General features: G+C 52.2%; 13 protein-coding genes. 10 read left to right on the forward strand and 3 right to left on the reverse strand.

The window, feature by feature from the left end; genetic code table 11:
- Window positions 1–123: 123 nt before the first annotated feature.
- The 10 genes from hemC (at window position 124) to EHSB41UT_RS10200 (ending at window position 8,042) form a co-directional block, all read left to right on the forward strand.
- Window positions 124–1,110: a hydroxymethylbilane synthase gene (gene hemC, locus EHSB41UT_RS10155; protein ID WP_087109388.1), complete on the forward strand. Its 987-nt coding sequence runs from the start codon at window positions 124–126 to the stop codon at window positions 1,108–1,110.
- Window positions 1,107–1,847 carry a uroporphyrinogen-III synthase gene (locus tag EHSB41UT_RS10160; protein WP_087109390.1) on the forward strand — a complete coding sequence of 247 codons (741 nt, stop codon included), beginning with the start codon at window positions 1,107–1,109 and terminating at the stop codon, window positions 1,845–1,847. Before hemC ends, EHSB41UT_RS10160 begins: the two co-directional genes overlap by 4 nt.
- A 43-nt stretch (window positions 1,848–1,890) precedes the next feature.
- Window positions 1,891–3,165, forward strand: a complete 1,275-nt coding sequence (locus tag EHSB41UT_RS10165; RefSeq protein WP_087109392.1) for a uroporphyrinogen-III C-methyltransferase — start codon at window positions 1,891–1,893, stop codon at window positions 3,163–3,165.
- On the forward strand, window positions 3,165–4,385 hold the full coding sequence (locus EHSB41UT_RS10170; protein WP_087109394.1) for a heme biosynthesis HemY N-terminal domain-containing protein: 1,221 nt from the start codon (window positions 3,165–3,167) through the stop codon (window positions 4,383–4,385). Before EHSB41UT_RS10165 ends, EHSB41UT_RS10170 begins: the two co-directional genes overlap by 1 nt.
- A gap of 21 nt (window positions 4,386–4,406) precedes the next feature.
- On the forward strand, window positions 4,407–4,790 hold the full coding sequence (locus EHSB41UT_RS10175) for a DUF423 domain-containing protein (protein WP_087109396.1): 384 nt from the start codon (window positions 4,407–4,409) through the stop codon (window positions 4,788–4,790).
- 86 nt (window positions 4,791–4,876) lie between these two features.
- Window positions 4,877–5,617, forward strand: a complete 741-nt coding sequence (gene trmB / locus EHSB41UT_RS10180; protein WP_087109398.1) for a tRNA (guanosine(46)-N7)-methyltransferase TrmB — start codon at window positions 4,877–4,879, stop codon at window positions 5,615–5,617.
- 293 nt (window positions 5,618–5,910) lie between these two features.
- Window positions 5,911–6,519, forward strand: coding sequence for an adenylyltransferase/cytidyltransferase family protein (locus EHSB41UT_RS10185; protein WP_087109400.1), 609 nt, complete (start codon window positions 5,911–5,913; stop codon window positions 6,517–6,519).
- A complete protein-coding gene (locus tag EHSB41UT_RS10190) occupies window positions 6,509–7,111 on the forward strand; it encodes an NUDIX domain-containing protein (protein ID WP_087109402.1) in 603 nt (200 codons plus the stop codon). Before EHSB41UT_RS10185 ends, EHSB41UT_RS10190 begins: the two co-directional genes overlap by 11 nt.
- 4 nt (window positions 7,112–7,115) lie before the next feature.
- A complete protein-coding gene (locus tag EHSB41UT_RS10195; RefSeq protein WP_087109403.1) occupies window positions 7,116–7,628 on the forward strand; it encodes a hypothetical protein in 513 nt (170 codons plus the stop codon).
- A gap of 66 nt (window positions 7,629–7,694) precedes the next feature.
- Window positions 7,695–8,042, forward strand: coding sequence for a hypothetical protein (locus EHSB41UT_RS10200; protein WP_087109405.1), 348 nt, complete (start codon window positions 7,695–7,697; stop codon window positions 8,040–8,042).
- On the opposite strand, the gene EHSB41UT_RS10205 is transcribed toward EHSB41UT_RS10200, so the two are convergent.
- The 3 genes from EHSB41UT_RS10205 to EHSB41UT_RS10215 all read right to left on the reverse strand — a co-directional run bounded on the left by EHSB41UT_RS10205 (window position 8,014) and on the right by EHSB41UT_RS10215 (window position 14,354).
- Complete coding sequence (locus EHSB41UT_RS10205) at window positions 8,014–9,390, reverse strand: TolC family outer membrane protein (protein ID WP_165767214.1); 1,377 nt, start codon at window positions 9,388–9,390, stop codon at window positions 8,014–8,016. The two genes, EHSB41UT_RS10200 and EHSB41UT_RS10205, sit on opposite strands and share 29 nt — an antisense overlap.
- 128 nt (window positions 9,391–9,518) lie before the next feature.
- On the reverse strand, window positions 9,519–10,127 hold the full coding sequence (gene def, locus EHSB41UT_RS10210) for a peptide deformylase (RefSeq protein WP_087109409.1): 609 nt from the start codon (window positions 10,125–10,127) through the stop codon (window positions 9,519–9,521).
- Window positions 10,128–10,187: 60 nt separating this feature from the next.
- Window positions 10,188–14,354, reverse strand: a complete 4,167-nt coding sequence (locus EHSB41UT_RS10215; protein ID WP_087109411.1) for a VCBS domain-containing protein — start codon at window positions 14,352–14,354, stop codon at window positions 10,188–10,190.
- Window positions 14,355–14,362: the final 8 nt, after the last annotated feature.

The raw sequence follows: 14,362 nt of genomic DNA on the forward strand, positions 1-14,362 counted from the left end.
TGGGTAGCGGAATTTTCCCCATGAACAACGTATGATTGGGCGCACATAAATATTCCGTTACGGCGGCTGATTGAGAACAGTCACGTGCCGTACAGGACATTGCGATAGAGAGTGCCAACGAAAATGACAGTATCGGCCCAGCAGGCAACCCCCGTAACCACGCTGAGAATTGCCACCCGCCAGAGCGCACTCGCCCTGTGGCAGGCTGAACACGTGAAAGCCCGACTGGAAGCGCTGTATCCAGACCTCACAGTTGAGCTGGTGAAGATGGTCAGCCGGGGCGATGTTCTGCTGGATTCACCACTGGCCAAGATCGGTGGCAAGGGTCTGTTCGTTAAAGAGCTGGAACACGCTTTGCTGGAAGGCCGTGCCGATATTGCCGTGCACTCCATGAAGGACGTTCCGATGCATTTCCCGGAAGGTCTGGGCCTGCCGGTCATCTGCGAGCGGGAAGACCCTCGGGATGCCTTTGTTTCCAACACCTACGGCTCTCTGGATGATCTTCCCCACGGGGCGATTGTCGGCACCTCCAGTCTGCGCCGCCAGTGTCAGATTCTGGCTCGCCGTCCGGATCTGACCATTAACTTCCTGCGCGGCAATGTGAATACTCGCCTCGCCAAGCTGGATGCCGGTGAGTATGACGCCATCATTCTTGCGGCAGCTGGGTTGATCCGTCTGGAGTTCCGCGACCGTATCCGCCACTTCCTGGATACCGAAGTCAGTCTGCCAGCCGGTGGTCAAGGCGCCGTGGGGATTGAGTGCCGGATGGCCGATCAGGCGATTATTGATCTGATCAAGCCTCTGCATCACGACGAAACCGCTACCTGTGTACTGGCTGAGCGAGCCATGAACCGAACCCTGAATGGCGGCTGTCAGGTACCTATCGCCAGCTTTGCTACTCTGGACGGCGACACTCTGCATCTGCGTGGGCTGGTTGGCCAGCCGGATGCCAGTGAGATCCTTCGCACCGAACAAACTGTGCCCGCCAGCGAATGTGAGAAGGCCGGCATTGATGCTGCAGAACACCTGCTGGCCCAGGGTGCAGGTGAGATTCTTGCGGCTCTGCCTCATTCCGTGGCAGCCAATGCTGACACACCGGATCAGCAATGACGAAAACGCTCAACGGCTTGCGGGTGCTGGTCACCCGCCCTCAGCCTCAGGCTGATCGCCTCGCGGCCTATCTGGAAGGGCTGGGAGCCAAGACCGCAATCCTCCCGATGATTGCCATCCAATCCTGCAAGCCTGAAACACTTCCTGCAAATATTGATCTCACAGAATATTCCAAGGTTATTGTGATCAGCGTGCCTGCAGTCGAGCAGTTTTTCGCGCTGAAACCAGCAAATAGCATGACGCCTGCATGGGTAACGCCCGGTCAGGGAACAGCAGACGCTCTTAAGGAATATGGCATTACTGCTCATTGCCCGGATGAAGAATTTACCAGCGAAGCTATGTTGAATCTGGAGCCACTCCAACAGGTTTCCGGTCAGAAAATTCTGCTGATAAAAGGGGAAGGTGGCCGCGACACACTCGCGGAAACACTGACCGACCGCGGAGCTGATGTATCATCCTTGATTGTTTACCAGCGTATTTGCCCGGATTACCCGGCGGGTATGCTTGACCGGACAGTGGAAGAGCAGCAGATTAGTGCTATTGTCGCCACAAGTGGTCAGATCGTCATAAATCTACTGGAATGCAGCTCAAAGCCAGAGCTGTTACGCGATATACCGTTACTGGTTCCAAGCCCTCGAGTAGCCTCTCTGGCTATGGAAAATGGCTTCAAAAAAGTCATCACAACTCCGGGAGCGGGTGATTCAGATATTGCGACTGCACTCCTGCAGCTCTTATGATGAATCCTGGATGATCAACAATCAGACGAATGAGTAGGTCAGGGTGAACGACAACACGCCAGAGCAAACGTCTCCAGTCCCTGCGGAACAATCTTCCTCCGCAGCGACCTCCAAGGAACCGGAAAAAAAGACCAAGGCCGCTCCCGCTCCTGCACCAAAAGCTTCGGTCAGCAAAACCGCTGTGCTTTCGCTGGTACTTTCTGCTGCAAGCCTTGCAGCATTGGGAGGCGCTGGCTGGTACGGATACAAAACCGTATGGCCTGTTCTCTCCCAGGGCACTCTGGCTAACCAGAGTTGGGTCGATTCCCAGCTGGCCAGCAACTCTCGCACTATCACCACCCAGGTCGCCAACAGAGAAGCGCAGATTTCTCAACAGATTGGTGAAGTTGGCGCGCAGTCCGGTCGCCTTGTCACCCGGATAGACAATCTGGACCGACGCTTGAATCGCCTTCAGGGCGCAGATCGTAATGACTGGCTGCTGGCAGAGGCTGAGTACCTGATGCGTCTGGCCAATCAGCGCATCCTGACCATGCACGATTTGAAGAGCGCACAGACCTTGCTGGCGCAGGCTGATGAGCTGCTTATTGCTGTTGATGAATACGGCTTGTTCAATGTTCGTCAGGCTCTCGCAGAAGATATGGCTTCCATCCGTGGTACGGCTGATGTGGATATCACCGGCGCATGGATGGAGCTGAATGCCATTGCCAACCAGATTGATCAGTTGCCGCTTATCTCTGACACTTTTGCCTCTGACGCTATGGCATTAAAACCTGCAGCCGCTCCTTCTGAACCAGTCTCATCTGATACTGCATCACCAGCTTCAGAAACTCCGGCACAGGCACCACAGGGTATCTGGCAGCAGGTTGTTGTAATCGCACAAGGCTGGGGAGAGAGTCTGGTTGAGCTGGCTGATGAAGTCACCACCACATTTGCCGGACAGTTCCATATCCGCCAGTCTTCTGCGGAAGATTCTCCGGCATTGATGACACCTGAGCAGGAGGTTTTCCTGCGCCAGAATTTGCGTTTAATGATTGAGCAGGCACAGGTTGCACTGTTGCAGGGCCGTACCGCTATTTATCAGGCCAGCCTTGTTGAAGTTCAGCAGTGGCTGGACAGTCACTTTATCAACAACAGCCAGAAGATGGTGGCGATCAAGGATGCGCTCACCAGACTGTCTTCTGTTCCGGTTGAACAGCCAGTACCGGATATCAGCCGTTCTCTGGTCGCCCTTAAAGGCTATGTGAACGATAAGGTGAAGCAGAAACTGCCTGTTGAAAGCGTGAAAGCCAGCGAGACTCAAACCGGCGGGGAGCAATAATGAAACGATTGCTTATTCGCTCTCTGCTGTTTCTGGCCATAATCGTTGGCTGCTTTCTGGCAGCGCGATACTTCTTCCTAGACAGCGGTTATGTGCTGATTGCCTACAACGGCTACACCATTGAGAGCAGTCTCTGGGCCATGCTGCTGGCACTCTTTATTGCTTTTGTAGGCTTTAAAATTTTGTTTGCTGTACTGCGAACTGTGGCCAGCGGAACCGGCGTATTGTTGCCAATGACCGCCCGAGCCCGTCGTCGCAGAGCACAGCGGATGTCCAACCGTGGGCTTATTCAGTTCGCCAATGGTCACTGGAAAAGAGCGCAAAGGCTTCTGGGTCAGGCTGGTGATGCTGGCTCTGTTCCCCTGTTGAATTATCTTCTGGCAGCCCGCGCAGCCAGTTCTGACAACGACCTTGATGCCTACAAGGAGTTCCTGCGGAAAGCAGATAAAGCCACACCAAGGGCTTTTCTGGCTATTGGAATTACCCAGGCTGAAATCCAGCTTTCCCATAAGCAGCTGGAGCAGGCTCTGGCGACTCTTAGTTCGCTACGCAAGAAGGCACCAAAACACCCTTACGTGCTGAAGCTGCTCAAACAGGCTTATGAGCAACTCTCGGATTGGCAGGCATTGGCCGACCTTCTGCCAACTCTGCGCAAACAGAAAGTCTTCAATAACAGTGAGCTGGAACACCTTGAGCAACAGGTTTACAACGAGCTGTTTGAGCAGGCCTGGAACAAAGGCCGTAACCTTCCGGACGCGCAGCGTACCAAACCTGCTGATGATATCTGGGCGTCACTGAGCAAAGCTCAGCGACGCAATGAAGATTTGGTTCTCAGTTACGCCAACTGTCTACACAAACTGAATGCTCAGGAGGAGGCGGAAGCCTTTATCCGTCGTCAGTTGCCTTCGCTCTACAATCAGGAGCTGATCCGCATTTATGGACAGTTAAAAGCCAGTGACAGCAGCCGCCAGTTGCTGGCGGGGGAAAAGCTGCTGGCTGAACGCCCGAATGATCCTGAGCTGCTGCTGGCACTTGGACGCATCAGTTCCAGAGCGCAGCTGTGGGGTAAATCCCGCGAGTATCTGGAAACCAGCCTGAAGCTACGCCACAGTGCCGCGACCTATAACGAGCTTGGACAGCTTCTTGCCCATCTTGGTGAGCACGAGAAGAGCTCGGGTTACTTCCAGCAGGGGTTGGCACTGGCCGCAGAAAGAACATAACAAGGCAAGAGAAAAGCAAAGATGTACCTGACCCTGACCACCGTATTTGGATTTCTGGCTGTTGCATTGGGCGCATTCGGCGCCCATGCGCTGGACGGTGTTCTGACAGCCTATCAGCAGGATATCTGGCAGAAGGCTGTGAATTACCAGATGTTCCATACCGTCGCGCTGGGTCTGGTCTGTGTATTAATGGCTCGCAGTCAAAGCAAGTCTCTGTTGTTTGCAGCTCGTTTCTTTAGCGCAGGCACCATCCTGTTTTCCGGCAGCCTCTATATTCTGGCACTCACCGGCATCAGCAAGCTGGGGATGGTTACCCCATTCGGTGGCGTTGCATTTCTGGCAGGCTGGGCCATGCTATTTGCTTACTCGTTTAAACATCAGACTGCCCAGAACCAGCAAGGCTAAGCGGTAACCCGCCTGACTGCTGGTACTGATCTGATATCCCCGTATAATGCGCGCCCCGTCGCGCATATTTTTTAGCACTCCAATTTATGACTGAAACCAAGACTCTCGACGAGAACCAGCTGCCTGATAACACTGATCAGGAGCAGGATTCCGCTCACCATCGCAAGATCAAAAGCTTTGTGCTGCGTGCCGGGCGCATGACTACAGGTCAGCAGAAAGGCTGGGACGTTATCTTCCCCAAGCAGGGTTTGAGACTGGAAGACGGTCTGCTGGACCTTGAGACGACCTTTGGCCGCAAAGCTCCACTGGTTGTGGAAATTGGTTTCGGTATGGGCCTGTCGCTGGTTGAAATGGCTGGCAACGAACAAGACAAGAACTTTATCGGTATCGAAGTTCATCGCCCGGGCGTTGGCAGCCTGATGAACGAATCCGATAAGGCTGGCTTGAGCAACCTTCGCGCATTTTGTGATGACGCGGTAGAAGTTCTGGCTCGCTGCATTCCGGACAACAGCATTGACCGTATGCAGATTTACTTCCCGGATCCATGGCACAAGAAGCGTCACAACAAGCGTCGTCTTGTTCAGCCAGAGTTTGTTGCTGCCATCCTGCCTAAGCTGAAGCAGGGCGGTGTTCTGCACTTGGCAACAGACTGGGAAAACTATGCCGAACAGATGATGGAAGTGATGTCTGCCGCTGAAGGTTATAAGAACCAGGCTGGCGACCAGAACTATTCTCCACGCCCTGATTATCGACCAATTACCAAGTTTGAAAAACGCGGCGAGCGGCTTGGACACGGTGTTTGGGATCTGCTGTTTGAGAAAGTCTGACTTCTCAGAATTGCTTAAACGATGCCTGGCTTATGCCGGGCATTTTTTATGCGCGCAAATAACCAAAACGACAATGAGCTTTATCGGACTGAAAATAGTGGAAGCAGGGAAAATGTCTTTTGCGGGGATAAAAAAAAGCCTGGTACCTAAGCAGAGGGGGGAGGAGGGTGGTACCAGGCTTACTATTACAACCAGAAGTCAGGGAGTAATGAAAAAGCAAGACGAATGATAAACTTTCATAGAACTCGCAAAATCCGTACATTCACTCTACAAGTTGTCGCGATTACCTAAACATGCCAACAAACCAACAGGCATACCACATGAAGCGTACAGGCGTTTTCGGTTCAGCCTTTAATCCTCCCACTCGAGGCCACCTTGATGTACTTCGGCAGGCCGCCCCGCGCTTCGATAAAATTTTGTTGCTGCCCAGTGTAGCCCATGCCTTTAACAAGGAAACAATTCCTCTGCAAAAACGTCTCGAGCTTCTTGAGGCATTCTGCAGAGATGTTGAAGAGTTACCTTGCAAGCTTGAAATTTCCACACTGGAGGAAGAGATTCTTGCCAGTCAACCTGACTCTCCCGTTTATACGTGGTCAGTGTTGAATACTCTAAGCAACCAGGAACCAGCGACAGAATTCACCTTTATTCGCGGGCCGGATAATGCAGCTCAGGAAACCTGGCAGCGCTTTTATCGTTATCAGGACATTGAACGACGCTGGTCCATTTTCACCGCGGATGAATCCGTCAGCGCGCGCAGCAGTTATGTGAGAGAGTTACTGTGCCAACCCGAACCTGAGCTAAACCTGTTGCAAAAATGGCTGACGCCATCTGTAATGGCAATGATTCTGGAGCAACGCCTCTACCAAGCAAACGCCTCAATCAAACGAAAGCATGAACGATAACAGCAAACTGTCTTTCACTATCGAGCGGGAGGAACCTCTCTACAAAGGTTTCTTTAACGCAGCCCGTTACTTCTTCCGTCATAGCCTGTTTCGGGGCGGTGAGAGCAGTCTGGTTGCCCGAGAGGCTTTTATTCGCACACCCGCCGCCGCTGCTCTGCTTTATGACCCTGTACTCGACAATGTCGTTCTAGTTGAGCAGTTCCGGGTCGGACCGATGATTGAACAGGATTATCCGTGGATGCTGGAAGTCGTAGCCGGCATTGCTGAGCCGGGCGAGAAGCCAGAAGACGTGGTTATGCGCGAGGCTGTCGAGGAGTCTGGTTGCCATATCACCCAGCTGCTACCTATACATTCTTTCTACCCTTCTCCCGGCGCCTGTAATGAAGTGATTCATCTGTTCTGCGGCTTGATAAACAGTAAAGGTGCGGGTGGCATCCATGGATTGGATGAAGAACAGGAAGATATCAAGGTTCACGTTATCCCGGCCCAGCAAGCATTGGACATGCTCACCGCTGGCAAGATCAATAACGCCACCACAATAATCGCTCTGCAATGGCTGCAGAACTATCGAACCTCGGAGCAAACGGCCTGACACCATGAACAAGTTCTACAACCTCATTCTACTTGTGTTCATCAGCGTACTGGCCGGTTGCAGCTCGATTCCTTATGAGGATGGCTATCCGAAAGAAAACCGCTGGGCGGTTCTGCCTGTGCAGTCTCTTCAATCTCCAGATATCGGCGTTCAGACTGAACGCATGCTGAAGGTTCTGCTGGCTTCCAGAGGCATCGCTCATGTTGCTCTGCCACCGGAAACAGAACTTCAGGGTGATAACGCTCTGCTGCAGGGTGCTCAACGGTTGAGCAATGCGGAATCCTGGGCTCAGCAACATAATATTCAGCTGGGAATGACCGGTGTTATCGATTTCGTTAAGACCGATTCTCGCGACCGTTTTCTGATCGGAATAACCTTGCAGGTTATCGATATCAAGACAGGCGAGCACTTGTGGGCAGTTTCTGGGCAGGGTGAAGGTAAACCCGGTGAAGATCGCTACACAGTTACCCGCAATCTTCTGACAGCCTTGCTGAACGGGCTTCCCCTGAAGCAATAGCGATCAACGCCAACTCTCTGTGGCTGCTAGATTGAAAGAAATCAGCAGCAGCCACAGGAGATTCTTATGCTTTATGGGTTCAGGGATGAATCAGGCAATCTTGTCGCGATTGGAGAGGCACAAGTGTCTCCAGAGTGGCAACCGATCGATGAAGTTTCTGACGAAACCAGAGCCTTTCTTGCCCGCCAGCAAGCTTCCCAGATAGAAGCCAATGCCCTTCAGGATTCTGACCTGCAATTTATTCGGGTGTTGGATGACGTGATTGAACTTTTGATAGAGAAGCAGATGATTCAGTTTACCGAGCTTCCGCAACCTGCTCAGGACAAGCTCTTGAAACGGAGATGGTATCGCCAACAGCTACGGGGCGATGACGACACCACCCATCTTATTGATCCTCAGGAAGGGTTGCTCTGAAGTTCATCTCAGCCTGCAAGACCATAGGCAGATCCACATTCATACTCTCCAGAAGCTGACCTGTGGCCTGCAGAATGCGGTAACGGGAAAAAAGCTCTTCATGTACAGTCTGAATAAAGTCCCGCTGGGACTGAAACAGCTCATTTTCGGTATCCAGAAGATCCAACAATGAACGCTTGCCCAGCCGGAACTGCTGCTGGTAAGCCTTGGCAACTTCCCGACTCGCAGTGATATGCTCCTCCAGATACTGAACTTGGCCATCCAAGTAAATAAAAGCATCCCAGGCCAACCTTAAGTCCCGGGTAATATTACGGTAGCTTAGCTCCCTTGAGGCTCTGGCCTCTTCAATCCTCCAGGCAGCCTCACGACGGCGAGCCTGATCAGCTCCACCGTTGTAGATGTTGTAGGAAAAATTCAGCATCGCGCTGAGTGTATCGTTTCGTCCATCCGAGGCTGGAATGTCCGAGCGGATATCACTCCAGCTCTGCCCAACCTCGATATCCAGCTGGGGCAGGAAATTACTCTTGGTCGCATCCGCCTGTGCTTCGTACGTTTTGATATCGTAACTAGCGGCCTGAATCGTTGGGTTGTTCTGCCCGGCCATAGCCATGGCTTCGTCGAGTGAAACTGGCAGCAGCGTACTGTCCACCATTGGCATCATCAGATTCAGCGGCTTGCGGTTGACGATACTGAAATACTCACTGCGGCTGTTGGAGAGTGTATTGATCGCAGTGATCAGATTGGCGCTGGCTCGCGCTCTCCGGCTACGAATCTGCTCAAGGTCAGAGCTTCTGGACAGGCCGCTGTCGGCTCTCTGGAAAATCTGATCGTAGATCTCATCATGGACAGCCAGGTTCTCTCGAGCCAGCTCCACCAGCTGTTCAGAGCGAATCACCTTCAGGTAAACCTCAGCGACCTTGAGAGCCACACTTTCAGCTCGGGCGTGCATCATCATGGAGCGGGATTGGGTATCCATCTCCGCACCTTCCACCCGGTTGCTGGTACGAAAACCATCGAACAACATCTGCTTCAGGGAGATGCTGGTTTCCCCGACCCGGTCTGTGGTTTTGCTGTTCCCGCTGCTCAAACGGCTGTGCTTACGCTGCCAGCCCAAACGCCCGCTGACACCCAGCTTGGGGAGATAACCGGCCCTCTCAATATCCACCTGCTCTTCACTGGCCCGAAGCTGGTTGATGCTGATCAGAACCTCGGGATTAGTCTCGATGGTGTAGGCAATCGTTTCCTGAAGGCTGTTGGCTGAAGAAGATGACGATAATGAAAGTGCACCGACCAAGGCCAGAGTGGAGCAGGCGCTCAGGCTCGATAGTAAGGAAAAGCAGCGTCCCATCCCTGGACCCTCTTGGTAGACAGCATCCGGAGCCATAATGGCTAATGATTCCATACCCGGGTACGTCTACGGGCACGACAACTAATAGCGTTATCGACGGTTCCTGCCTTTGAGTTTAGAGGTTGCTATCAAGGCTGAGAGGAAATTCCTCCTGGGCGGGTTTTGTGAGCCCCGGCTGTCGGCCAATTCTCGACCCAACTGTCCTGCTGCTCAAAGCAGGGTAGAGGCACCATCCACTCTGGGCTTCTTACGCGAGATGGGTACAGCCGCCCATCAAGATGATCCAACTCATGCTGAACAACCCGCGCCATAAAACCATCCAGTTCCTTTTCTTTTGGTTGACCGTTTCTATCCAGCCCAATCAGGCGAATGGCTTCCGGCCGCTCCACCCAACCTCGAAAGCCTGGAACCGAGAGGCAGCCTTCCCAGGTCCAGACCTTTTCTTCACTCGCCCAGACAATTTCAGGGTTAATCCAGCACTCAACAGGATGAGCATCCGCATCCGGGTATCGAGGGTTCTTGGCGGGAATCCCAAAGGTGATAACGCGGGCAGCCCAACCGAGCTGAGGAGCGGCAATGCCAACGCCATTCATGGTCAACTGGCTAGCTTTCAGAATCTCCAGATTGTGCTGAAAGGTTTCAGAGGTCAGGTCATCAGGACTGACCGACGGCTGAATCTGGAAGAGGAGTGGATGACCAACCAGAACAATATCCGGGTTCTCAGATAAGCGCTCCATAAGAGCTCCCTGCCATTAAAATTTCGTATTCTGGGCAAGGATTATAGGCTTTCAGCCCTCTCATGTTAGCAGATTGCCATTATCCGTAAGCTGATTAGTGAGCTGAGTAACATCGGTCGTGCCGAAGGATGAAGACAGATCCACATTATCCAGCACGATATTTTGGACAACAGGCCCACCAGCAGTAGTGCTCACGCCAATCGTTGTGTTGCCATCAGCAAAGCTGAATGAAAGGAACTCATCTAGAGTACTCTCTGCTGTGTCGGGCAGTAACTCTCTCAGGTCGAGTACATCGCCCAGACGACCAGCTGAGAAGTCGGTAATCGTATCAATAGCCGGTGAGGACGATGTTCCAACATCCGCACCTCGCCAAACATAGAAGTCTGAACCACTGCCGCCTGTCATGGTGTCGTTACCGGCTCCACCAATAAATTCATCGATATTGGTCCAGGTGTCCGACGAACCTGTGAGCGTATCATCCCCTGAAGTTCCGGTACGGGTATGGTCAATGCCTGCCAGGGTTGTGTGGATAGCTGAGGTGGATGTCCAGCTGGAGGTTGTAGCGCCATTGCTGTCATATTCACTGACCGTGGCAGAAATACCCATATGCTGCCCCCAAGCCTGAGAGCCGTTAATTGTTGCAAGGGTCAGGCCAGCACTGGCCGCATCAAAGCTATCCAGCCCTGCATTGGTTCCAGGTGTGGCTCGCCAGACAAACTCAGACGAATTGCTGGTGTTGCCGGTAATGGTGCCGTTATCTGTAAGCACAGACGGCACATTGAATGTTGATCCGTTAACACCTGAGATTACGATCTCTGTGATCTTGTCGCTGTCATTCTGAGTGGTGATGGTGAAATCAATGGGGATTGTAGAACTGGAGGCATCAACACTCGTCATGACATTGTAATTGGAGAAGGTTGCAGCATCTGTAGTCACAACTTCACTACTGCCATTCACAAACACGGTCAGGATGCTTTGGGTTGATCCTCCCGTTGTGCTTGCGGTGTAGACAAAACGATCGGTTCCGGTTTCCTCACTGGCCAGATTATTTGTGGCTTCCAGGCTGTTATCCAATGTGTAGATGTAGCTGCCATCCGTTTGCATGATCAGCGTGCCATATGTTCCCTGGATCGTAGCTCCGCCATTACTCACAGTCGATGATGTACCATCCGGCAAAGCAACTGTGGTCACGCCTGTTGTACCGGTGTCGTTGGTGAGAACATTACCGGCCATAGATGTACCGGAGGAAGCTGAGTCTTCAATCTTTGCAGCTCCAGTCACTGGAGCACGACTGGACACCAGGCCTGTAGTTGTATCGATGGTGACCGTTTCCCCACCCGTGTAGGACCAGACAACACCGCGAAGCTCTCCGTTGACCGAGGTGATACCATGGAGGGAACCAGCATCGGAAGCATTGGGAAGAGGCGTTGCGGTAAAGCCAGAGTTCGAGGGCTCGATGCGGACAAACTGGTAAATGCTTTGACCATTGGTGTAGGTATAGGCCTGTGTATACAAAGCCCCATCATGCCAGACCAAGTCGCCCCAATTATTTTCAAAGCCACTCACACCACCAAGATCAGTTGCTGCACCGGTTGATGGGTTCAGTGTGTAAATATGTCCATCATATTTTGCCGCATAGATAGTGCCATCAGGCGCCACTGTTAAACCAATAAACGACATGCTATCCGTAACGCCGTGCGCACCAACGAGCGTCAGCGCCTGTGTGGAAGGGTCGAGTGTGTAAAGATTGGTGCTGTCAGTGACATACAACGTGCCGTCAGGTCCCATTGCCAATGTTTTCCTTGATGCACTGCTTCCTGTTATGGCCCCGAGGCGATGAGAGACTCCGGATTCAGTATCTACGACCGCAAGATAATCCTGCCCACCTGTTTCATCGAGCATATAGACAGCACTGGCTGAAAAACCGGACTCTGTCACTGTCAGGGTGTCTGCATTTGCGGAGCCATCAGCAATAACATTCACGGTAAGATTTGCGGTGGAGGTTGTTGTACCGTCGCTGACTGTATATGTGAAGGTGTCAGTACCACCATTAGCGGCACTGTTGAGAGGCGTGTAAGAATACGTGCCATTTGCTGCGATCACCAGCGTTCCATAAGTGCCGGTAATGCTGGTTGTACCCGATGCAGCGACATCCGTTGTCCCTACCCTGGTGACAGTCAGAGAGTCGCCTTCCGCATCACGGTCATTGCCAAGTAGTCCCTGCCCGGCAACGCTGTTTATTGCAGCCGATTGATCGGACATAACCGACAACACATCATCAACCGCGACAGGTGAAATATTGGATGGCGTGGAAACTGTTAGGGTAAGAGTTGAAGAGGATGTGCCGCCGGCTGAATCTGTGGCCGTATAGTTAAAGATTTCCGTAGCTGAGGTATTGCCACTGTGAAGCAGACTGACTTCCTGCTCATTCAGTGCCCGGTTATAGACCCGCACCTCATCAATCTTGCCGTTAAAATTAAATGCTCCGGTTTGCTCACCATCGTGAAAAAGGTTGCCATCACCACTGCCTCCAAGACGGATATCACTGGCATGGCTGGCAACAGCTTGCGCATTGCTGATCTCTCCAATGCTTGCACCATCCAACCATGCTTCCATCGTGTTGGTCGAAGCATCTAAAGACAAGACAATACTATGCCACTGACTGGTATCAAGATTGGAAATATCAGTGCTGAAGTAATGTCCGGTCCAGCCCGTACTACTGCTATAAGCTCCGGCATATAAAGTATTGCTCTGGATATAAATTATAAAGCCGTTGGTCGTACCACCTTCTTCATAGATGACCTGACGGTCAGACAGACTTGTTGCTGAATCCGGCTGGAAGAACAGGCTGATAGTTCTGGCTGAGATATCGGAAGTGGGGGTATTAATCTCTACAGAGTCTGCAAAAGAAACATAATCTCCGGTGCCATCCAGCTGGAGAGCATTCCCCGTCCGACCACCGCTTACAATACTGGCATTGTTATTCAGCGTTCCGGTATCGGTAACACTGTCCATGATGGACGAATCCTGAACACTGGCAGAGCCCACACTTTCATTGAACGCCCAATGGGCAACCATATCACTATGCAGATCAACACTGGCTGCTGTGTAGTTATACATTCCGTCAGCCTGGATGCTTAAGGAACCGTACTGCCCTTGAATGGTAGTGGAGCCTGTTTCCAGTATATCGGTATCACCGACTCGACTCAGGGTTATACCTGTTCCCTGATCATTGGATAAAAGACCACTTTGCTGAACAAGACTTTGACCAAAAACAACGCTTCCCGTATCCGCTGTGGTGGATGCCGCCACTACCGGTTCTGGAGTTGGGGTGGGAGTTGCTTGTTGCGCTGCGGGTTCGGGAGTCGAAGGTGATGCTGGTGTGATAGTTTGCGTAGAGGTCTGTTGAGGCGCTGTGGATGGTGTTGAGGTTGTAGCTGGCGCAGAGCTTACAGCCGTCTGCACCTGCGCACTGCTGATAACAGCTCCACCTGTAGCGCTGCTTGATACAATCGTTGGATGACTGATGATCGGTGTCGTATTTGATGAGGCTCCGCTACCAGAGGCTAACGCTTCAGATAAAGCTATCGGGCTGTTTGCTGCTGTACTGGGTGATGATGCAATCGCCCCGGCGGATGAAACTGTAGATAACCCTGAGGAAATACCAGGATCAGAACTCTGAGAAAATACCGGACCTCTGCTTGAGGTATACCCTATATCACGAACACCACTATCCAGTGAATTTCCTAACGAACCATCACGAGCCAAAGTGGGTGTACTGCCAAGGCCAGCTATCGGACCGGATGATCCACCACCAATCTGCCCAGAAGCTGCTGGAGTATTCTCTTGATGATTTGGTGAATCCGCTGAGTAGCTAACCGGACCAGACTCGAAAAAACCGGAGCTGGAAATATCCGGGAATAACATTCCATCTGCTTGTGAATTGGCAATAGTTTCTGAGTCATCTGATGCTTTCAATTCATCAGACTGATCACTCTCTGTGAGATCGGTGATTTGAGTCGATAGCGTCGTCGCTGGTAGTGTCAGTGTTCCACCGGCCGGCAAAGCAAGTTGGCGACCATCGGGGAAAAGCAATATAGCCTGTGCGCCTTCTTCTGCTTCCAGTGTTTCACCTGGCAGCAAGCTATCACCCTCACGCACAATCCTTGAACTGCCATCAGGGGCAACAGCTCTGACTTCCCCGGTTACTTCACCCACTGTGAACATAGTCTGCT

The sequence above is a fragment of the Parendozoicomonas haliclonae genome, assembly GCF_900174585.1.
Taxonomy (GTDB): domain Bacteria; phylum Pseudomonadota; class Gammaproteobacteria; order Pseudomonadales; family Endozoicomonadaceae; genus Sansalvadorimonas; species Sansalvadorimonas haliclonae.

What these genes read in the sequence shown, in the direction of transcription:
- hemC (WP_087109388.1), top strand. Translation starts at nt 124, where the DNA reads ATGACAGTATCGGCCCAGCAGGCAACCCCCGTAACCACGCTGAGAATT.
- EHSB41UT_RS10170 (WP_087109394.1), top strand. Translation starts at nt 3,165, where the DNA reads ATGAAACGATTGCTTATTCGCTCTCTGCTGTTTCTGGCCATAATCGTT.
- EHSB41UT_RS10205 (WP_165767214.1), bottom strand. Translation starts at nt 9,390, where the DNA reads ATGGGACGCTGCTTTTCCTTACTATCGAGCCTGAGCGCCTGCTCCACT.
- EHSB41UT_RS10195 (WP_087109403.1), top strand. Translation starts at nt 7,116, where the DNA reads ATGAACAAGTTCTACAACCTCATTCTACTTGTGTTCATCAGCGTACTG.
- EHSB41UT_RS10215 (WP_087109411.1), bottom strand. Translation starts at nt 14,354, where the DNA reads ATGTTCACAGTGGGTGAAGTAACCGGGGAAGTCAGAGCTGTTGCCCCT.
- EHSB41UT_RS10175 (WP_087109396.1), top strand. Translation starts at nt 4,407, where the DNA reads ATGTACCTGACCCTGACCACCGTATTTGGATTTCTGGCTGTTGCATTG.
- EHSB41UT_RS10200 (WP_087109405.1), top strand. Translation starts at nt 7,695, where the DNA reads ATGCTTTATGGGTTCAGGGATGAATCAGGCAATCTTGTCGCGATTGGA.
- def (WP_087109409.1), bottom strand. Translation starts at nt 10,127, where the DNA reads ATGGAGCGCTTATCTGAGAACCCGGATATTGTTCTGGTTGGTCATCCA.
- EHSB41UT_RS10160 (WP_087109390.1), top strand. Translation starts at nt 1,107, where the DNA reads ATGACGAAAACGCTCAACGGCTTGCGGGTGCTGGTCACCCGCCCTCAG.
- EHSB41UT_RS10190 (WP_087109402.1), top strand. Translation starts at nt 6,509, where the DNA reads ATGAACGATAACAGCAAACTGTCTTTCACTATCGAGCGGGAGGAACCT.
- trmB (WP_087109398.1), top strand. Translation starts at nt 4,877, where the DNA reads ATGACTGAAACCAAGACTCTCGACGAGAACCAGCTGCCTGATAACACT.
- EHSB41UT_RS10185 (WP_087109400.1), top strand. Translation starts at nt 5,911, where the DNA reads ATGCCAACAAACCAACAGGCATACCACATGAAGCGTACAGGCGTTTTC.